This is a genomic window from Teichococcus coralli (assembly GCF_009829925.1).
Lineage (GTDB): Bacteria > Pseudomonadota > Alphaproteobacteria > Acetobacterales > Acetobacteraceae > Pseudoroseomonas > Pseudoroseomonas coralli.
In genome coordinates this window covers 26,143-45,566 of the sequence record NZ_SNVJ01000013.1, presented here as the reverse complement: position 1 = coordinate 45,566, position 19,424 = coordinate 26,143, and the positions used below count along the sequence as shown (strand labels likewise).

General features: G+C 72.5%; 19 protein-coding genes. 9 read left to right on the top strand and 10 right to left on the bottom strand.

Annotated features, from left to right (window positions below; translation table 11 throughout):
* Window positions 1-43 precede the first annotated feature (43 nt).
* Window positions 44-526 (bottom strand): aldo-keto reductase family protein, encoded by a 483-nt coding sequence (locus E0493_RS14965; RefSeq protein ID WP_202397148.1) that lies wholly within the window; start codon window positions 524-526, stop codon window positions 44-46.
* Between E0493_RS14965 and E0493_RS14960 the strand changes: the two genes are divergently transcribed.
* Complete coding sequence (locus tag E0493_RS14960; RefSeq protein ID WP_160937981.1) at window positions 483-893, top strand: LysR substrate-binding domain-containing protein; 411 nt, start codon at window positions 483-485, stop codon at window positions 891-893. The two genes, E0493_RS14965 and E0493_RS14960, sit on opposite strands and share 44 nt — an antisense overlap.
* Before the next feature lie 32 nt (window positions 894-925).
* Here the strand turns inward: E0493_RS14960 and E0493_RS14955 are convergent, their stop codons facing one another.
* The 3 genes from E0493_RS14955 to E0493_RS14945 form a co-directional block, all read right to left on the bottom strand.
* Complete coding sequence (locus tag E0493_RS14955; protein ID WP_160937980.1) at window positions 926-1,909, bottom strand: Bug family tripartite tricarboxylate transporter substrate binding protein; 984 nt, start codon at window positions 1,907-1,909, stop codon at window positions 926-928.
* Between the two features lie 179 nt (window positions 1,910-2,088).
* Window positions 2,089-2,553: a GNAT family N-acetyltransferase gene (locus E0493_RS14950; protein WP_160937978.1), complete on the bottom strand. Its 465-nt coding sequence runs from the start codon at window positions 2,551-2,553 to the stop codon at window positions 2,089-2,091.
* 171 nt (window positions 2,554-2,724) lie between these two features.
* Entirely contained in the window at window positions 2,725-4,080 is a 1,356-nt protein-coding gene (locus E0493_RS14945; RefSeq protein WP_160937976.1) for an LLM class flavin-dependent oxidoreductase, read from the bottom strand.
* 149 nt (window positions 4,081-4,229) lie between these two features.
* Between E0493_RS14945 and E0493_RS14940 the strand changes: the two genes are divergently transcribed.
* Window positions 4,230-5,882: an ABC transporter substrate-binding protein gene (locus E0493_RS14940; protein WP_160937974.1), complete on the top strand. Its 1,653-nt coding sequence runs from the start codon at window positions 4,230-4,232 to the stop codon at window positions 5,880-5,882.
* Window positions 5,883-5,974: 92 nt separating this feature from the next.
* The gene (locus tag E0493_RS14935) at window positions 5,975-6,868 is read left to right on the top strand and encodes an alpha/beta hydrolase (protein ID WP_160937972.1); all 894 of its coding nucleotides are present in this window, start codon (window positions 5,975-5,977) and stop codon (window positions 6,866-6,868) included.
* Between the two features lie 82 nt (window positions 6,869-6,950).
* On the opposite strand, the gene E0493_RS14930 is transcribed toward E0493_RS14935, so the two are convergent.
* Complete coding sequence (locus tag E0493_RS14930) at window positions 6,951-7,619, bottom strand: YggS family pyridoxal phosphate-dependent enzyme (protein WP_160937970.1); 669 nt, start codon at window positions 7,617-7,619, stop codon at window positions 6,951-6,953.
* 27 nt (window positions 7,620-7,646) lie between these two features.
* Between E0493_RS14930 and E0493_RS14925 the strand changes: the two genes are divergently transcribed.
* From E0493_RS14925 to holA, 6 genes are all read left to right on the top strand, one after another.
* A complete protein-coding gene (locus E0493_RS14925; protein ID WP_160937968.1) occupies window positions 7,647-8,291 on the top strand; it encodes a thiamine phosphate synthase in 645 nt (214 codons plus the stop codon).
* Window positions 8,292-8,409: 118 nt separating this feature from the next.
* A complete protein-coding gene (locus E0493_RS14920) occupies window positions 8,410-9,618 on the top strand; it encodes a porin (RefSeq protein WP_160937966.1) in 1,209 nt (402 codons plus the stop codon).
* A gap of 101 nt (window positions 9,619-9,719) precedes the next feature.
* Window positions 9,720-10,232, top strand: coding sequence for a DUF3576 domain-containing protein (locus E0493_RS14915; protein WP_160937964.1), 513 nt, complete (start codon window positions 9,720-9,722; stop codon window positions 10,230-10,232).
* Window positions 10,233-10,387: 155 nt separating this feature from the next.
* Window positions 10,388-12,973: a leucine--tRNA ligase gene (gene leuS / locus E0493_RS14910; RefSeq protein ID WP_160937962.1), complete on the top strand. Its 2,586-nt coding sequence runs from the start codon at window positions 10,388-10,390 to the stop codon at window positions 12,971-12,973.
* Window positions 12,966-13,517, top strand: coding sequence for an LPS assembly lipoprotein LptE (lptE, locus tag E0493_RS14905; protein WP_160937960.1), 552 nt, complete (start codon window positions 12,966-12,968; stop codon window positions 13,515-13,517). The genes leuS and lptE overlap by 8 nt, the downstream gene beginning before the upstream one ends.
* A gap of 28 nt (window positions 13,518-13,545) precedes the next feature.
* Complete coding sequence (gene holA / locus E0493_RS14900; protein ID WP_160937959.1) at window positions 13,546-14,589, top strand: DNA polymerase III subunit delta; 1,044 nt, start codon at window positions 13,546-13,548, stop codon at window positions 14,587-14,589.
* Between the two features lie 300 nt (window positions 14,590-14,889).
* On the opposite strand, the gene E0493_RS14895 is transcribed toward holA, so the two are convergent.
* Genes E0493_RS14895 through E0493_RS14875 form a run of 5 tightly spaced genes read right to left on the bottom strand, consistent with a single transcriptional unit; the run spans window position 14,890 to window position 19,310 of the window.
* Window positions 14,890-15,555 (bottom strand): RraA family protein, encoded by a 666-nt coding sequence (locus E0493_RS14895; RefSeq protein WP_160937957.1) that lies wholly within the window; start codon window positions 15,553-15,555, stop codon window positions 14,890-14,892.
* Entirely contained in the window at window positions 15,555-16,343 is a 789-nt protein-coding gene (locus tag E0493_RS14890) for an ABC transporter permease (protein WP_160937955.1), read from the bottom strand. Before E0493_RS14890 ends, E0493_RS14895 begins: the two co-directional genes overlap by 1 nt.
* Entirely contained in the window at window positions 16,340-17,176 is an 837-nt protein-coding gene (locus E0493_RS14885; protein WP_160937953.1) for an ABC transporter permease, read from the bottom strand. Before E0493_RS14885 ends, E0493_RS14890 begins: the two co-directional genes overlap by 4 nt.
* Window positions 17,173-18,261 (bottom strand): ABC transporter ATP-binding protein, encoded by a 1,089-nt coding sequence (locus tag E0493_RS14880; RefSeq protein ID WP_160937951.1) that lies wholly within the window; start codon window positions 18,259-18,261, stop codon window positions 17,173-17,175. The genes E0493_RS14885 and E0493_RS14880 overlap by 4 nt, the downstream gene beginning before the upstream one ends.
* Window positions 18,258-19,310, bottom strand: a complete 1,053-nt coding sequence (locus E0493_RS14875; protein WP_160937949.1) for an extracellular solute-binding protein — start codon at window positions 19,308-19,310, stop codon at window positions 18,258-18,260. The genes E0493_RS14880 and E0493_RS14875 overlap by 4 nt, the downstream gene beginning before the upstream one ends.
* Window positions 19,311-19,424: the final 114 nt, after the last annotated feature.

The following is a 19,424-nucleotide window of genomic DNA, read 5'->3' as shown; positions in this document are numbered from 1 at the left end:
CCCGCCATTCTGCGGCCATTCCCGCCCCCGCCGGAAGGCGGCCTCAGACCGCCGGCGGGTTGAGCCGGGCGAAGGCCGCCTGCCGCCGGTAGGGAAAGGAGGAATAGGGCGCGGTGACGGCGCTCGCCGCGTCCGGCCGGGCGCGCTGGGGCAGCGAGCGGCAGGTTTCCTCGGCGACGGCATCGAGCGCCTCCACCACGCGGAGGAGCTGCTCCTCCTCGACCGGCGGGCCGAAGGCGGCGGTCTCGTGCAGGCGGCTGCCGGCGGGCAGCGGCGCGCCGCGCCGGAGCTTGGTGGCCTCGCCCAGCACCCGCCCCGAGGCGTCGTTGAAACAAACATCGGCGGCGTCGAAGAGGTTGACGCCCGCCTCCAGGCAGAGGTCCACGAGGCGGCGGGCCTCCTGGCTGTCGGAGCGGCCCCAGTGGCCGAGGAGCGGGCCGGCGCCGCCGAAGGTGCCGGCGCCGAAGCTGGGCGCGACGCCGATGGTGGTGGTCGGCGCGCCCGCCTCTCTCCAGCGCTTCGGCACGCCCGGAACGATGGCCGCGCTGGCAGGCCATGTGCGGCTCGGCTTCGGCTATGCGCGCGCGGTGGATGGCTGGCCGCTGCGCGAGGAAGGCGGCGGGAGGGTGGTGGTGCCGGCTTCCGGCCGCATCCAGGCTAGCGACGGCGAGGCGCTCCGGCACCTCGCGATCGATGGTGCCGGCCTTGCCCGGCTGGCCGCCTTCACCGTGCGGGACGACGTGGCCGCCGGCAGGTGGGTGCCGGTGCTCGAACATCTGAACCCCGGCGACCGGGAAGACTTCCACGCGGCCTTCCTCGGCCAGGGCGGCCCCCTTCCCGCGCGCGTCCGCGCCCTGCTCGACTTCCTGGCCGAGGCAGGCCGGGTCGGCTGACGGCGCGCGGCGGGCAGCCGCGCCGGAACAGGCTACTCGATACGGATGCCCGCGCGCTCCACCAGGGCGCCGTAGCGCTCGGCCTCCTGGCGCACCAGCGTGGCCGCATCCTCCGGGCTGCCGCCGCCGGGAAGGAACCCCGCCTCCTCCAGTCGCTGGCGGATGCCGGGCTCGGCCAGGGCCTCGTTCATCGCCGCGCTCCAGCGCTCCACGATGGGCTTCGGCAGGCCGGCCGGGCCCAGCAGCATGTACCAGACGGTGATGGCGTAGCCGGGGAAGCCGCTTTCCGCCACCGTCGGCACCTCCGGCAGGGCGGCGACGCGCGCTGGCGTGGTCACCGCGAGGGCGCGGGTGGTGCCGGCGCGGACATGCGGCAGGTGCGAGGGCATGGTGTCGATCGCCAGGTCCAGCGTGCCGGCGATCAGGTCGTTCACCACCTGGCCGGTGCCGCGATAGGGCACGTGCGTCATCTCGACGCCGGCGGCCTGGGACAGCATCTCCGCCGCCAGGTGCTGCTGCGTGGCCACGCCGGAGGAGGCGTAGTTCAGCTTGCCCGGGTTGTTGCGGGCGAACTCGATCAGGCCCTTCAGGTCCTTGTAGGGCGCCTTGGCCGGCACCAGCACCACCAGCGGCACGGTGCCGGCGAGCGCGACGGGGGTGAAGTCGCGCATCTGGTCATAGGGCGGGTTGCGCATCAGCGGCGCGACGACGGCCTGGGTGCTGACCGTGCCCATCACCAGGCTGTAGCCATCCGGCCGCGACCGCGCCACCGCCGCGGCGGCAAGCGTGCCGCTGGCGCCCGGCCGGTTGTCCACCGTCACCGGCTGGCCCAGCTTCGCCTGCAGGGAGGGAGCCAGCAACCGGGCGATGATGTCCGTTCCGCCGCCTGGGGCGAAGCCCACCAGCAGCGCGACCGGGTGGTTCGGGTAGTCGGCCTGCGCCCGCGCGGCGCGTGGGGCGAGGCCGAGCGCGGGGCTCGCCGCCAGTGCGCCAAGCCAAGTGCGGCGTGTCAGCATGAACTTCCTCCGGCGCGGGGTTATTGCCCCGCCGCATTGTTAACAGTGAACAACGGAAGCCTGCCCCCAAGCCGCACCAGGCGCCAAGAGGTTTTCTTTCCGGGCCGCGCCTTCGCGGGGTGAAAAAGATCGCATCGTTACAGCCGGGCCACGCCGGGCGGCCCGGCCGATGCCGGCGCTCAGCCCGCCCGTGGCAGGATGCGCCGGCGCATCAGGCGGCGACCCGTTTCCTCGAACCCGGCCTGCCGGTAGAGGCGATGGGCACGGGGGTTCTCGGCCTCGACCTCGAGATGAAGCGTGTTGATGCCGAGCCGCGCCGCCTGCTCCAGGGCGAAGCCCAGCAGGTGCCGGCCCGCCCCCTGACCGCGCAGCGCCGGCGCGAGGTAGAGGTCGTCGATGAAGCCGTCCCTCCCGCCATACTCGACGCTGTAGCCGAGGGTGAGGATGAGGTAGCCAAGCGCCTCGCCGCCCCGGCGCAGGATCCACGCGCGCGCCAGCGGCTCGCCCGCCGCCACCGCCAGGACGGCCGCCTCGCCGGCTGCGTCGAGCGGATGGCCGTCCTCGGCATGGAAGGCGCGCGCCAGGGCCAGCAGAACCGCTCCGTCCGCCGCGCCGGCCAGGTCAATGCGCAGTTCGGCATCCATGATCCGCTCCTCCAGGGGGAAGGCCCGGGGGAAAGCCCGGGGAAGGCCCGGGGAAGGAAGGCCCCCAGCTCCCCGCCTTCGCTGGTTGGCGCAGCCCCGGCGCGGGCACTGGAAAGCGAACCGAGAATAGAAGAGGGGGTGGATGCCGGGGGAGAGCGAATCCCCCCGGATTCACCCCCAGGCGGCCTGGCGCCGCGCGGCCGCCGGATGCGGCGCCGCCAGGAGCGGCCCGGCGCCGAACAGCTTCTCGCGATAGGTGCCGGGGGCATAGGCGCGCTTGTAGGCGCCGCGCTCCTGCAGGCGCGGCACCACCAGCTCCACGAAGCGCTCCAGCCCCTCGGGCATCACCGTGCGGGACAGGTTGAAGCCGTCCACATCCGCCTCCTCGGACCAGGAGATCAGCGCATCCGCCACCTGCTCGGCCGAGCCGAGAATGGGCGGCTGGCGGCTGCCGAGCACGAAGCGGTCGATCAGCCAGCGCTTGGTGAACACGCCGCCGGCGGCACGCTTCATCGCCTCGATGTTGGACTGGATCGCCTGCGATTCGCCGCCCTCGATCGGCTCGTCCATGCCATGGCGGGCGAAGTCGATGCCCAGCGAGGCGCCGGCATGGGCCAGGGCACCCTCGACGCTGGCATGGCGGCGATACTCCTCCAGCAGGTCCCGCGCCTCGGCCTCGGTGCGGCCGACAATGGCCGTGGCGCCGACGAAGACCTGGATCGGGCGCGGCGCGGCGCGGGTGCGCAGGTCCGCCACCAGCCTGGCCACATGGGCCTTCGCGCCGCCGTTGACGAAGACGCATTCCGCATGGCGCGCGGCGAACTGGCGCCCGCGGTCCGAGGCGCCGGCCTGGTAGAGCACCGGCGTGCGCTGCGGCGAGGGCTCGCAGAGGTGGATGGCGTCCATCCGGAACTGGCGCCCCTCGTGGCGGAAGGGGCGCACCCGCGCCGGGTCGGCATAGATGCCGGCGGCACGATCGGCGCGCACGGCGTCGGGCGCCCAGCTCGCCTCCCAGAGGCCGTAGACGAGGTCCATGTACTCGTCGGCGAGGTCGTAGCGGTCGTCATGCGCCATCTGGCGGCTGAAGCCCATGGCGCGGGCGGCACTGTCCAGGTAGCCGGTGACGATGTTCCAGCCGACCCGCCCCTGCGTCAGGTGGTCCAGGGTGGACATCCGGCGGGCGAAGAGGAAGGGCTGCTCATAGGCCAGGTTGCAGGTGATGCCGAAGCCGAGATGGGCCGTCGCCGCCGCCATGGCGGGCACCAGCATCGCCGGATCGAGCAGCGGCACCTGCACGGCGCTGCGCAGCGCGGCATCCGGGCTGCCGCCATGGACGTCGTAGATGCCGAGCACGTCGGCCAGGAACAGGCCGTCGAACAGCCCGGATTCCAGGGTACGGGCCAGCGAGACCCAGTGGTCCAGCCGGTTGTAGTGCAGGCTGGTGTCGCGGGGATGCGTCCACATCCCCTGCTGGATATGGCCGATGCAGGCCATGTCGAAGGCGTTCAGGCGGATCTCGCGCGGCATGGGCGCCTCCTGCGGCTTTTGTCCACCATCCGAGATTTTTCTTCACTATGGAAGATGAATTCGCCGCCCCTCCCTCAGGGCCTGCCGGTTGCAATCCGCCGGCCCCGGGTGTTTCTCGGCGGCCGAAACAACCAAGGGCCGAGAACACGATGCAAGGCTTCCTCCAATTCCGCCGCCGGCGCATGCCATCGGTGGCCATGGCGCTGTTCGCCGCCGCCGCCATCGGCCCGGCGCTTGCCGCCCGCCCCGCCGCGGCGCAGACGCTGCGCATCGCCATGGCGGGGGAAACCACCTCGGCCGACCCGCACAACTATGCCCTCGGCCCGAACACCACCCTCTCGCAGCACATCTTCGAGGCGCTGACGGAGATCGACGCCGACCTGAAGGTGGCCCCCGGCCTGGCCACGCGCTGGGAGCGGCAGGACGACCGCACCTGGATCTTCCACCTGCGCGAGGGCGTGCGCTTCCAGAACGGCGACAGCTTCGGCGCGCCGGACGTGGTCTACAGCTACTGCCGCATCCTCAACAATCCGGGCGAGGTGGTGCAGTCCTTCTCCCGGCTGGTGCGGCGGATCGCCAGGCTCGAGGTGCTGGACGAGCACACGCTGCGGCTGACCACCAAGGTGCCCGAGCCGCTGCTGCTGAGCGACATCAGCAATCTCTCCATTCTGCCGCGCCGGCTGGCCGGTGAGGCCAAGCCCGACTTCAACGCCGGTGAGAGCTGCGGCGTCAGCGGCCCCTGGCCGACCCCCGCGCAGTTCAACGACGGCACCGCCGCCATCGGCACCGGACCCTACCGCCTGGTCAGCTACACGCCCGGCGGCGCCATCATCCTGGAGCGCAACGACGGCTACTGGGGCACGAAGCCGGACTGGAAGACCGTGCGGCTGACCCCCGTCACCGCGGCCGGGCCGCGCCTCGCCGGCCTGCTGGCGGGCGACCAGGACATGATCGAGGCGCCCGCCACCGGCGACCTGCCGCGCCTGCGCCAGAACGCCGACTTCAACCTGGCCAACAAGCAGACCACGCGGCTGATCTTCATCCAGCTCGACACCGCCCGCAGCCCCAGCCCCTTCGTGCAGGGCGGCGACGGCCCCAACCCGCTGCAGGACGCCCGGGTGCGCCAGGCGCTCTCCCTGGCGATCGATCGCAAGGCGATCGAGCAGCGGGTGATGGACGGCGTCGCCACGCCCGCCACGCAGTTCCTGCCGCTCGGCATGGTCGGCACCATCCCCGACCTGCCGGTGCTGCCCTACGATCCGGCCAAGGCCAAGGCGCTGCTGGCCGAGGCCGGCTACAAGGACGGGTTCAGCCTGACCTTCCACGCCACCAACAACCGCTACATCAACGACGCCCGGCTGGCCCAGGCCCTGGCGCAGTACTGGAACCGCGTCGGCGTGAAGGTGGAGCTGGACACCATGCCGAGCGCCGTCTTCTTCGGCCGGCGCGGCAAGCGGGACTTCAGCGCCTCGATGGGCGGCTGGTCCACCGACGCGGACGAGACGATGCTGTTCTTCCGCTCCTGGCTGATGAGCACCGACCGCGAGCGCGGCCTCGGCACCAGCAACTACGGCGGCTGGTCGGACCCGAAGTTCGATGACCTCGCCGGGCAGGCCATGCGCACCATGGACCAGCCGGCCCGCGCCGAGCTGCTGCAGCAGGCCGGCCGCGTGGCGCTGGAGCAGATGCCGGTGATCCCGGTGCAGTTCGAGAACGCCGTCTGGGCCTTCCGCAAGGATCTCACCTATGAAGGGCGGGTGGACCAGACCACCAACGCGGCCGAGATCCATCCGGCGAAGTGAGAACAAGGCCGGGGGAAGGAATTCCCCCGGACCCCCATCTTTTTTCTTCAAGTCCGGGGCGGAATAACCCGCCCCCCTGGAGAGCGTCCCCGATGAGCTTCACCGAAACCTTGGCGCAGGCCCTCGCCCAACCCGGCCGCCAGGCCATTCCCTTCACCGACGAGGCCGGCGACCCGACCCGCCCGCTGGTGCTGCACACCTACCGCCCGGCCAGCTTCACCCCGGACAGCCCGGTGGTGATCGTGCACCACGGCATGAAGCGCAACGGCGACGAATACCGCGACTTCTGGATCCCGGCCGCCGACAGGCACGGGCTGCTGATCGTCGCCCCCACCTTCAGCGACGCCGCGTATCCCGGCGCCGAGCTGTACAACAACGGCCATGTGCTGGCCGAGGACGGCACGGTGCGCCCGCGCGCCCAATGGGGCTATGCGGTGCCGGCGCGGGTCTTCGCGCTGCTGCGCGAGGCGGGCGTCACCCGCCGGGCGCGCGCGCATTTCTTCGGCCATTCGGCGGGCGGGCAGTTCGGCCACCGGATGCTCTCCACCCAGGCGTCCGACGCCTTCGAGGCGATCGCGGTGGGCAATCCCGGCTGGTACACGCTGCCGACGCTGGAGAAGAACTTCCCCGAGGGGCTGGCCGGCATCGGGCTGGGCGAGGCCGAGCTGCTGCGGCTGCTGGCCTATCCGCTGCTGATCCTGGCGGGCATGCAGGACATCGAGACCTCCGGCCCCAGCCTGCCGGCGCAGCCCGCGGCGGTGGAGCAGGGCCCGCACCGCTTCGCCCGGGCCCGCAACTACCTGGCCGCCGGCCGCGCCGAGGCGGCGCGCCGGGGGGTGGCCTGCGACTGGCGCCTCGTGGAGGTGCCGCATATCGGCCATGACGGCGCGGCGATGTCCCGCGTCGCCGCCAGCCTGTGGTTCGAGGGCCGGATGCCCGAGGACTCGCTCCTGGCCTCCTGGGGCACCGGCCAGGGCGCCCTCTGACCAACGGCGAGGCCCGGGGTGGCACGGCTCATCCCTTGGGCACCCCGGCGGAGGGGGCGCGGGCGAGGCGGCGCCTCCCCCGCTACGGGTGCCGTTCCCCGAAGATGGCGGTGCCCACGCGCACATGCGTGGCGCCGGCCGCGATGGCGGCTTCGAAATCGCCGCTCATGCCCATGGACAGCGTGTGCAGGCCGAGCCGCGCCGCCATCCCGGCCATGCGGGCGAAATGCGGCGCCGGGTCTTCCCCGGCGGGCGGGATGCACATCAGCCCTTCCACCGGCAGGCCGTGCGCCTCGCAGCATTCGGCGACGAACTCCGCCACCGCGTCGGGGTCGATTCCGGCCTTCTGCGGCTCGCGGCCGATGTTCACCTGCACCAGCAGATGCGGGCGCCGCGCTTCCTTCGCCATCGCCTCGGCGAGCGCGACGGCCAGCTTCGGGCGGTCCAGGCTTTCGATGATGTCGGCGATGCGCACGGCGTCGCGCGCCTTGTTGGTTTGCAACGCACCGATGATATGCAGCCGCAACGCGGGATGTTCCGCGCGCAGCGGCGGGAACTTGGCCGCCGCTTCCTGCACGCGGTTCTCGCCGAAGCTGGCGTGCCCGGCGGCGAGGGCCTCCCGCACCGACTCGGCGGGATGGAACTTGGAGACCGCCACCAGGGTGACGGAGGCCGGGTCGCGGCCGGCGCGGGCGCAGGCGCCGGCGACTCGCTCCCGGACGCGCTGCAGGTTTTCGGCAATGGAGGACATGGTGTGCGGACCGTAGAAGCGGCGGCGATGCGGCTCAAGCCAGGGCGCTTTCCGAGTCGAACGCCACTGCCCCGGCTCTGGCTGTTCAGCGACCCCGCCCGCCTGCCCGATCCGCGCCGGGCGCTCGCTGCCTTGCCGCGCGGCAGCGGCCTGGTGGCGCGCGGGGTGGCGGCGGCGTTGCGCCCGGACCTCGCGCGGCTGCAGCGGCGCCGCAGGGGCGTGCTGCTGATCGGCGGCGAGGCGCGGGCGGCGCTTGCCCTGCGGACCGGGCTGCACTGGCCGGATCGGGCCACATCTCTGGAAATGCTGCCTTTTCTTCGGGCCCGCCGGGCCGGGGCGCCCTGGGCGCGGCTTTCCGTGGCGGCGCATGGGCGGGCCGGGCTGGCGCGCGCGGCGCGGCTGCGCGCCGACCTGGTCTTTCTCTCGCCGCTCTTCCCGACCCCGAGCCATCCCGGCGCGCCGGCGCTCGGCCCCTGGCGCTGGGCGGCCCTGGCGCGGCGGGCGGGGCGGCCCGTGGTGGCGCTTGGCGGCATCGTCGCGGCCACAGCGGGCCGGGTGCCGCCACCGGCCTGTGGCCTGGCGGCCATCACGGCCCTGTTGCACCGGAGCCACAGTGTCTCAAGGAAGTCGCGATCACCACAAGCGGAGCATTGCCCGTCTCAATATGCCTGAACCATAGTCCGCCGCAGGCCTGACAGCCCTGTGAGCATTGTTCTACAGGGCCCTGCCGAGGGGGGCAGACAGGCCGCGGGACCAGCCGGGACGCCCCGGCGCGTGAGGAGGACTAGGGATGCGCAAGATTCTGTTGGCGACCACCGCCGTTGCCGCGGCCGCCGTGTTTGGGGCGGCCCCGCTGGCGGCGCAGGAAGCCCCGACCGTTCGCGTCGGCGGCTATTTCCGCTTCAACTACGCTTTCACCGACCAGGATGGCGTGTCCACCCCGGCCGCGAACCTCGGCAAGTCCGACTTCGCCTCCGACATGGAAATCCATGTGATCGTGCAGGGCAAGGCCGCCAACGGCGTGTCCTACGGCGCGACCATCGAGGTGCAGGACGACTTCAACCGCCAGGCGACCCCGGGCGTCTCGAGCAAGAACCAGCTCGACACCGACGAGATGTACGTGTGGGTGTCCTCGCCGCAGGCCGGCCAGCTGCGCTTCGGTGACGAGGACGGCGTGGTGCTCGGCGCCCTGGCCACGGGCTGGATCACCAGCTTCGGCACGGGTGGTATCGACGGCGACTGGCTCGACAACGTGGTCGGCGGCAACAACCGTCCGTCCTACTTCGTCGGTGGCGGCCTGAACGACAGCACCAAGATCATCTACACCTCGCCGCAGTTCTTCGGCTTCGACTTCGGCGCCAGCTTCGGCTTCAACGACGGCGAAGGCGAGGACAGCGGCTGCGAGGCCGTGGGCGCGAACTGCGACCGCTACGACTCCTCGATCGCCTCCGCCTATACCCTGCGCCGCAAGAACGAAGTGCAGGCGGCGGTCCGCTACCGCGGCTCGTTCGGCGGCGTCGGCATCGCGGGCCTGGCCGGCTATATCGGCTCGGGCGCGACCAAGAACACCACCGGCCTCTCGGGCGAGGGCCTGAGCGTCGGCGTGTTCGGCCTGCAGGCGACCGCCTACGGCTTCACCGCCGGCGCGAACTACGCCTTCGGCCGCTCCAACGCCGGCCTCGGCCTGCTGGCGCAGGGCCCGGGCCTTGACGATCGCGACATGCGGCAGTGGGTGGCCGGCGTGGCCTACACCATCTCCAACCTGACGGTCGGCGCGAACTTCTTCGACGTCCGCAGCGCCGGCAACCAGAACAACCCGAACAAGCGCAAGGACCAGGCCTGGTCGGTCGGCGCCAACTACAACCTGGCGCCGGGCCTGGCGCTGGTCGCCGAGTACACGCAGGGCACGAAGGAGGAGAATGCCTCCAACGCCGCCCGCACCAACGGCGTCGACACCGAGGCCAAGGTGTTCATCCTGGGCACCCGCATCGCCTTCTGATCCCCCGGGGATCGGTTCGCGAAGGGGCGGCGGGGCAACCCGCCGCCCTTTTTCGTTTTTGCGCTTGCCTGGGCTTGCCAGCCGCCTACTGTGCGGCCGCCATGCGCAAGCTCCTCGCCTTCGGGCTGATCCTCACCGTCACCGCCTGCGGCTATGGCCGCGAGGTGAAGAACGACGAATACTACGACGACAGCAAGCGGGCCCGTGTCCAGGGCCGGCTGACCGGGTCGGACGGCATCCTGATCTTCGGGACCGACCGCTCCTCCCAGCAGGCGGATTCGCAGGAGGGCGGCCTCGGCGTGAACGCCTATCTCTGGCGGGCCACGCTGGACACGCTGTCCTTCCTGCCGCTCTCCTCCGCCGATCCCTTCGGGGGCGTCATCATCACCGACTGGTACTCGCCGGCGGCCACGCCCACCGAGCGCTTCCGCGCCACCGCCTATATCCTCGGCCGCCAGCTCCGCTCGGACGGGGTGCGGGTCTCGGTGTTCCGCCAGGAGCTGCACAATGGCGGCTGGGTGGACGCGCCGGTTGCGCCCACCACCAACACGGACATGGAAAACCAGATCCTGGCCCGCGCCCGCGAGTTGCGCAGCCAGACCGCCGCGCGCTGAGGCGCCGGCCGCCCATGGCCGCGGGACCGGGCGCAGGATGAACAGGGGCCGGGCGGATGGCAGCCATCCGCCCGGCCGCCCTTTCCTTGCGGGCGCCAAGACCGTATCCCTTCCCTGGAACTTCTGATCGCCCCACCCCCTGATCGCCGGGTCCGATGAACGACGCTGCCACACCTGCCCGCTACGACTTCGCCAGTGCCGAGCCGCGCTGGCAGCACGCCTGGGACGACGCCCGCTGCTTCAGCGTGCCCGACGTGCCGGATGGCAGCCGGCCCAAGTACTACGTGCTGGAGATGTTCCCCTACCCCTCCGGCAAGATCCACATGGGGCATGTGCGGAACTACACGCTGGGCGACGTGGTGGCGCGCTACAAGCGCGCCCGCGGCTTCCAGGTGCTGCACCCGATGGGCTGGGACGCTTTCGGCCTGCCGGCCGAGAACGCCGCCCGCGAGCGCGGCGTGCACCCGGCGGCCTGGACCTACCAGAACATCGACACCATGCGCGCCGAGCTGAAGCGCATGGGCCTTTCCCTGGAATGGGACCGCGAGTTCGCCACCTGCGACCCCTCCTACTACGGGCAGCAGCAGAAGCTGTTCCTCGACTTCCTGCGGGCGGGCCTCGTCGAGCGCAAGGAAAGCTCGGTCAACTGGGACCCGGTGGACCACACCGTGCTGGCCAATGAGCAGGTGATCGACGGGCGCGGCTGGCGCTCGGGCGCGCTGGTGGAGAAGAAGCGGCTTTCCCAGTGGTTCCTTTCCATCACCAAGTTCGCGCCGGAGCTGCTGGAGGCGCTGGACGGGCTGGACCGCTGGCCCGAGCGCGTGAAGCTGATGCAGGCCAACTGGATCGGCCGCAGCGAGGGCGCGCGCGTCCGCTTCGCGCTGGAGGAGCCGGCCGCCGGCATGGAGGAGGTGGAGGTCTTCACCACCCGCCCCGATACGCTGTTCGGCATGAGCTTCCTGGCCGTGGCGGCCGACCACCCGCTGGCCGCCGCCGCCGCCGCGCGCAGCCCCGAGGTCGCCGCCTTCGTCACCGAGGTGCGCAGCCTCGGCACCTCCGAGGCCGCCATCGAGCAGGCCGAGAAGCGCGGCATCGACACCGGGCTGCGGGTCAGGCACCCCTTCATCGAGGGCGCCAGCTACCCGGTCTGGATCGCCAACTTCGTGCTGATGGAATACGGCACGGGCGCCATCTTCGGCTGCCCCTCGGGCGACCAGCGCGACCTCGACTTCGCGCGGAAATACGGCCTGCCGGTGCCGCCGGTCATCCTGCCGCCGGGCGCGGACCCCGCCAGCTTCAGCATCGGCGACACCGCCTATACCGAGGACGGCACGCTCTACAATTCCGGCTTCCTGGACGGGCTCGGCACCGCCGAGGGCAAGCGGGCCGCCATTGATGCGCTGGAGAAGGCCGGCGCCGGCAACGGCGTGGTGAACTGGCGCCTGCGCGACTGGGGCGTCTCCCGCCAGCGCTACTGGGGCTGCCCGATCCCGGTCATCCACTGCGATTCCTGCGGCGTGGTGCCAGTGCCCGACGAGCAGCTTCCGGTGACGCTGCCGGAGGACGTGGACTTCGCCAGGCCCGGCAACCCGCTGGACCACCACCCCACCTGGAAGCACGTCGGCTGCCCGCGATGCGGCGCGGCGGCGCGGCGCGAGACCGACACCTTCGACACCTTCGTGGACAGCTCCTGGTACTTCGCGCGCTTCACCGCGCCGAAGGCGGGCACGCCGCTGGTGGCGGCGGCGGTGAACGGCTGGCTGCCGGTGGACCAGTATATCGGCGGCATCGAGCACGCGATCCTGCACCTGCTCTATTCGCGCTTCTTCACCCGCGCGCTGCACAGCATGGGGCAGGTGGGCGTGGCCGAGCCCTTCGCCGGCCTGTTTACCCAGGGGATGGTGCAGCACGCCTCCTACAAGTCGCAGGACGGCCGCTGGCTGGCGCCGGACGAGGTGGAGGTCGCCGCCGACGGCACCAGCGCCACCGACAGGGCCACCGGCCTGGCGGTGACCGTCTCGCGCAACGACAAGATGTCGAAGTCGAAGCGCAACACCATCGACCCCGGCGCCATCATCGACCAGTACGGCGCCGATACCGCGCGCTGGTTCATCCTGTCCGACAACCCGCCGGACCGCGACATGGAGTGGACGGCGGCGGGCGTCGCCGGCGCCTCCCGCTTCAGCCAGCGCCTGTGGCGGCTGGTGAACGGCGCCGCCGCCGCCCTGCCGCCGCCGGGCGCCGCGCCGGCCGAGGGCGCCGCGCGCGACCTGCGCCGCGCCACCCACCGCACCATCGCCGCCGTCACCGAGGCGCTGGAGAGCTTCGCCTTCAACGTCGCCGTCGCGCGCATCCACGAGTTCGCCAACGCCATCGAGGCGGCGGGCGAGGCGGATGGCGCCGCGCGCCGCGAGGCGCTGGAGGCCGCCGCCCGGCTGATCAGCCCGATGATGCCGCACCTGGCGGAGGAGCTGTGGTCCCTGCTGCGCCCCGGCGCCGGGCTGGTGGCCGGGCTGCCCTGGCTGGAGTCGGATGCCGGCCTGGCGAAGGCCGACAGCGTGACGCTGGCCGTGCAGGTGCTCGGCAAGCTGCGCGGCACCATCGAGGTGCCGGTCGGCGCCGACGAGGCCAGTGTCTTCGCCGCCGCCGAGGCGGAGGAGAATGTCCAGCGCGCCATCGCCGGGCGCCCCATTAGGAAGCGCATCCATGTCCCGGGCCGGATCGTCAACTTCGTTGTCTGAGCAAGGGCCCGCTTCCGCCGCCCGCCGCCGCCTGCTGGTGCTGGGCGCGGCGGGGCTGACGCTGGCCGGCTGCGGCTTCCGCCCGCTCTACGCGCCGCGGGACGGCACCGCCTCGGTGACCGATCCCGGGGTGCGCGACGTGCTGGCCTCCACGGGGGTGGCGCTGATCCCCGAGCGCGGCGGCCAGTTGATGCGGCGGGCGCTGCAGCAGCGGCTGGGACGCTTCGGCGCCGCCACGCCGACGCAGGAGCTGCGCGTCAGCCTGTTGCTCGGCGCGGAGGCGGAGGGCTTCCGGCGCGACGGCACCGCGACCCGCACACGCCTCACCGCCACCGCGGGCTGGCTGCTGGTTTCGCTCAACACCCCGCCGGCCCAGCTGGCGCAGGGCACGGAGCAGGCCTTCGACGCCTTCGACATTCCGGACAACCAGTTCTTCGCCGCCGACTTCGCGCGGGACGCCACCGTCCAGCGGCTGATCGACCAGCTGGCGGAGGATATGGTGCTGCGGCTTTCCGCCCAGTTGCGCACGCGGCAGAGTACCTGAGGCAGGCCGCGAAGGGGTTTTCGCCGCCTTGGCCAAGCTCGACCAGCGCCGCATCGCCGCCTTTCTCGCCCAGCCCGGCGCCTGCCGCGTGGTGCTGTTGCACGGCGACGACGCGGGGCTGGTCCGCGAGCGCGCCGAAGCCTTGCAGCAATCCGTCATCGGCGGGGACGACCCCTTTCGCCTGGCCGACCTGCCGCGTGAGGCGGCGGCGAAGCCCGGGGCGCTGGCCGGCGAGATGGCCGCGCTCGCCATGACCGGCGGGCGCCGCCTGGTGCGGGTGCGCGACGCCGCCGACGGCCTCGCCGCCGCCGTGAAGGAGGCGCTGGCCGGCCCCGGCGAGGCGCTGCTGGTGCTGGAGGCCGGCGAGCTGCCCGCCCGCGCCAAGCTGCGCGCGTTGCTGGAGCCCGCCCCGGATGCCACCGTCATTGCCTGCTACCGCGAGCGCGGGGCGGAGCTGGCCGGCAGCATCGCGCGGATGCTGCAGGCGGAAGGCGTGGCGGCGGAACCCTCCGCGCTGGAATGGCTGGCCGCCCGCCTCGGCGAGGACCGCATGCTGCTGCGCCGGGAGGTGGAGAAGCTGGCCCTCTATGCCGGCGCCGGCGGCCGGCTCTCCGAGGAGGACGTGATGGCCTGCGGGGGCGACGGCTCGGCGCTCGACCTGGACGAGGCGCTGGTGGCCGCCACCGCCGGCGACGTCGCCTCCGCCGACCGGGCGCTGGATGCCGCCTTCGCCGAGGGTGCCAGCCCGATCATGGTGCTGCGCGCGGCGCTGCGGCATGTGCAGCGGCTGCATCTGGCCGCGCTGGGGATGACCTCCGGGCAGAGTGCCGCCGGCGCGCTGGAGGCGCTGCGGCCGCCGGTGTTCTTCCGGCTGAAGCCCGGCTTCGAGCAGGCGCTGCGGCTGTGGAACCCGGACCTGCTGGCGGCGGCGGGCACGGCGCTGCTGGAGGCGGAGAAGCAGGGGAAATCAGGCTCCGCCAACCGGCCCATCCCGGACATGGTGGTGGCGCGGGCGGCGGTGCTGCAACTGGCGCGGCAGGCCGTCGCGCTGCGCCGGCGGAACGCGGCGTAGAACGCGGCCGAGGGAGAATCCAGGGCGGTCCTCTAAGCCGCCCAGGGAATGTGTATGGGCAGGAGCACGGGCAAAACTGGGGGAGAATGAATGCTCCCCCAGGCCCCCTCCTCTTTCCTTTCTATCCGTCTGTTGCGCCGGTGGGGCGGACCCACGCCGGGGCTGGAGCAACCCCGGCGACTGCCACCGCCGCGCGGATCGTCGGCGGTGTCCTTGCCTCAAGGCAGCCCCGGAAACTGACAGAAAAAGGAGGGGGGATGGGGGAGTTCACTCCCCCATTCTTTCCGCGGTGCTGCCTTTTCAGGCCAGCCCCGCCTGCACCTTCGCGCTGGCCCCCGAGAGATCCCCGAGCTTCGCGCCCTTGGCGACCTTGTCCTGGTTCCCGAGCCCCCGCTCCTGCCGCGCGATGGCGGTGCGCGCCTCGGCTTCGGCCTCGCCGGGGGGCAGGATCAGCACGCCGCTGTCGTCGCAGAGCACGGCGTCGCCCGGCATCACCACGGTGCCGCCGATGGAGACCGGCACGTTCAGCCGGCCGCCCAGGTCGTAGATGCGGGTGGTGATGGGGGCCATGCCGCGGCACCACATCGGGAAGTCGGAGGCCTCGATCTCCTCGATGTCGGTGCAGGGGCCGTCCACCACGCCGGCCTTGGCGCCGGCCGCCTTGGCGGCGACCGTCACGCCGCCGCCCCAGCAGGCGTGGCGGTCATCGCCCAGCCGGTCCACCACCAGGACGTCGCCCGGACGCAGCAGGCCAAGGGCGTGGTGCAGCAGGGTGGAGTCGGGGCCGGGGATCTGCAGCGTCACCGCCGTGCCGGCGACACGCCGGCGCAGCACGCCCTGGATGCGGCGGTCCACGAAGCCCCAGTGGCGCCAGTGGCCCACGGTCGCGGTTTCCGTCTGCTCCAGCAGGGCGACGACCTCGGCGCTGATCGGCGCGGGCATCGGCTCGACAACGTATTTCGGCATCAGTCACGTCCCATGGCACGGGTGAAGCCCATCAGCCGCTCGACGACGGCGACCATGAGCAGGGCAAAGACGATCAGGCTCATCGCCAGGGCGGCGATCAGCGGGTCGGTGGTGCGCTCGGCGTAGCGGAACATCTCCACCGGCAGGGTGGTCAGGCGCGGCCCCACCAGGAACAGGCTGATCACCGTCTCGTCGAAGCTGACGAGGAAGGTGAGCACCCCGGCGGCGATGGCCCCCGGCGCCGCATTGGGCAGGGTGACGCGCAGCGCGGCGCGCAGCGGCGTCGCGCCGAGCGTCCAGGCGGCGGCCTCCAGCTCCTTCGGCACGGCGGCGAAGGCGGTGGTCATGATCCGCACGGCGAAGGGGATGGCCACCAGGCTGTGCCCCAGCATCAGCCCCGGCCAGGTGGCGACGAGGCCGAGCGGCTGCAGCACCAGCAGCAGCCCGAGGCCGAGCACCAGGGTGGGCAGCAGCAGCGGCGCCATCAGCAGGGTGGCGAGCACGCCGCGGCCCGGGAAATCCAGCCGGGCGATGGCATAGGCCGCCGGCGCGCCGACCAGCAGCGCCAGCGCCGAGACCGCCGCCGCCAGGAGAGCGCTGGTGGCGAGCGCCGACATCAGCCCGGCATGGGTGAACAGCGCCTCGTACCAGCGCAGCGAGAAGCCGGGCGGCGGAAAGGTGAGGAAATCCCCGGCGCTGAAGCTGACCACCAGCACCAGCGCGCCGGGCGCCAGCAGCACCAGCAGGCCGAAGGCGGCGAAGAGGCGCAGCATCCAGCTCGGCCTCATGCGCGCCCTCCCGCGAACTTCGCCACCGCGGCACGCAGCAGCATCAGCAGCACGAGCCCGCCGAGCAGCAGCATCGCCAACGCCGAGGCGGCCGGCCAGTTCACGTATTCCAGCGCCTGGTCGTAGATCTCGGTTGCCAGCACGAAGACGCGCCCGCCGCCCATCAGCCGCGGCGTGATGAAGGCGGAGATGCCGAGCACCAGCGCCAGCAGCCAGGCGGCCAGCAGCGCCGGGGCGGCCAGCGGAAGCGTCACGCGGAAGAAGGTGCGCACCCGCCCGGCGCCCAGCGTCGCCGCCGCCTCCTCCAGGCGCGGGTCGAGCCGGCCCAGCCCGGCGATCAGCACCAGCACGGCATAGGGCATCAGGCTCTCGACGAGGCCGATGCGCACGCCGGTCCAATTGTTGATCAGCGGCCAGGGCGTCTCGCGCAGGCCAAGGCCCATCAGGAGCGCGTTGATCAGGCCGTTGTCGCCGAGGATGGCCATCCAGCCGATCAGCCGCGCCGTGCCGGAGACCAGCAGCGGCGCGATCGCCATCAGCGCCAGCGGGCCGCGCCAGCGGGGCGAGGCGGCGCGCACCATCAGCGCCACGGGAAGCGCCAGCGCCACCGCGATGGCGGCCGAGCTGCCGGCCAGCACCAGCGTGTTCCAGACCAGCTCGCGGATGAACTCGTCGCCGAGCAGCTTGCCGTAGCTCTCGGTGGTCAGCGCGGTCTCCATCGCGCCGGTCTCGGTGGTGCGGTTCAGGCTGATGCGGAACAGGCCCGCCATCGGCCAGAGGAAGGCGAGCGCCAGCACGGCCAGCGCGGGGGCGGCGAGCAGCCAGCCGATCATGGCGCGGGAAACACCGCGAGGTCGGCGGCGCGGAAGGCGAGGCGCAGCGGCGCGCCGGGGGCGAGGCCGCGCCAGGCCTCGTCGGTGCCGGCATGCAGCTCCGCCATCACCGGGCCGGCGGCTGTCTCGGTTTCCAGCGCGATCACCTCGCCGGTATAGGTGCGGCGGGCGAGCGTGGCGTCGAGCAGGTTGTCGAAGCCGGGCGGCGGCGCCTCGGCGGGCGCCAGCAGGCGGACGCGGTGCGGGCGCAGGAAGGCCTCCGCCGGGCCGGGCGCCAGGCCGGAGGCGCTGCGCAGCGCGAGGCCTCCGCCGCAGCGGAACACGCCGCCCGGCTCCAGCCTGCCGGCGAGCCGCGCGGCGCGGCCGACGAAAGTGGCGACGAAGCGCGTCGCCGGCCGCTCGAAGATCTCTTCCGGCGGCGCGAGCTGCTCCACCCGGCCGGCATCCATCACCGCCACGAGGTCGGCCATGGCCAGCGCCTCGGTCTGATCGTGCGTGACGAAGACGGTGGTGGTGCCGAGGCGCTGCTGCAGCGCGCGGATCTCGTCCCGCACGCCTTCGCGCAGCTTGGCGTCGAGCGCCGAGAGGGGTTCGTCCAGCAGCAGCAGCTCGGGCTCGATGGCGAGCGCCCGGGCGAGCGCCACGCGCTGCTGCTGCCCGCCGGAAAGCTGGCGCGGGCGGCGGCCGGCCAGCGCGCCGAGCCCCACCATCTCCAGCGCCGCCTGGGCGCGGCGGGCGCGCTCGGCCCGGCCGAGTCCGCGCATCTCCAGCCCGAAGGCGGCGTTGCCCGCCGCCGTCATGTGCGGGAAGAGCGCGTAGGACTGGAACACCACGCCCATCTGCCGCCGGTGCGGCGGCAGCGCCGTGACGTCCTGGCCGCCGACCAGGATGCGGCCGCCATCCGGCCGCTCCAGCCCGGCGATCATGCGCAGCGTGGTGGTCTTGCCGCAGCCGGAAGGGCCGAGCAGCGCCAGCAGGGCGCCGCGCGGCAGGTCCAGCGAGACCGCGTCCACCGCCGGGGCGGGAGCGCCTCCGTAATGGCGCGTCAGGCCCTCCAGCCGCAGGTGCGGTGCCGCCCCGCTCATCGCGGCGCGGCCGAGATCACCTCGCGGCGCCAGCGCTGGTTCCAGTTGTCCCGCAGCTTCAGCATCTCGTCCCAGTCCAGGCCGATGACGCGCGCGCGGTATTCCGGCGCCAGCGCGGTGCGCTGCATGGCCTCGGGCGAGACCTGCGCCTTGGTGTTGGTGGGGCCGTAGAACATCCGCTCGGTGAAGGCCTTCTGCGCCTCCGGCGAGAGCGCGTGCCGGATGAAGGCCAGCGCCGCGTCGCGGTGCTTGCTGTTGGCGACGAGGTTGATGGTGTTGATCTGGAAGGCGGTGCCCTCCTCCGGCAGCACCACGCCGAGGCGGCCCTTGGACTGGTCGTGGTAGAGCTGCGCGCGCGCGTTCCAGCCGGTGGCGAAGCGGATCTGGTCGTTCAGGATCATGCTGTAGCCGTCGGGCTTCGGGTCGAAGGTCTGGGTGTTGGCCGCCATGGCCTTGAGCGTGGGCAGGGCGGCGGAGATGTCCTTCCAGTCCTTGCCATGCGCCTTGGCCAGGATGGCGGTGAGCGCCAGGCCCTGGATGTTGGGCGGCGCGGCGAGGCCGACGGCACCCTTCTGCGCCTTGTCGGCCATGGCCTCGAAGCGGGTCGGCGCCGGCTTCACCGACTGGCTGTCATAGACCATCACCAGATGATCGAAGGTGACGCCGGGGCCGCACTCCCCGCCGGCCTGCCGTGCCTGCGGGTCGAGGTCGTTGAGCACCGGCAGGGTGCCGGGCGAGAGCTTCTCCACCAGCCCCTCGGCGCAGGCGAGCGCGGCGGTGGTGACGTCCATGACCACGACGTCCACCTGCGGGTCGGCCTTCTGCGCGCGCAGCGTGCCGAGCATCTGCGAGCTGGTGCCGCCCTCGAAGTACTGCACCCGCGCGCCGTTCGCGGCTTCGAACGGCTTGACGACGGCCTCCGCGTAGTTCTCGCGGAAGATGCCCGCATAGGCCATCAGGGTCAGCGGGTTGCCGTCCTGCGCGGCGGCGGGCAGGGCGGTGGCGGCGAGCCCGGCGAGGCCGAGCAGTGCCTCTTTCCAGCGGATCATTGTGAAGCCCCTTGTTCTTCGAGGCCTTGCATCATGAACAGAGCCCGTGAAGGCGGCAACCCGGAGAGGGATGGCTTGCGAGGCACAGGTTTTGCACCCAGGCTAGGCACGGCG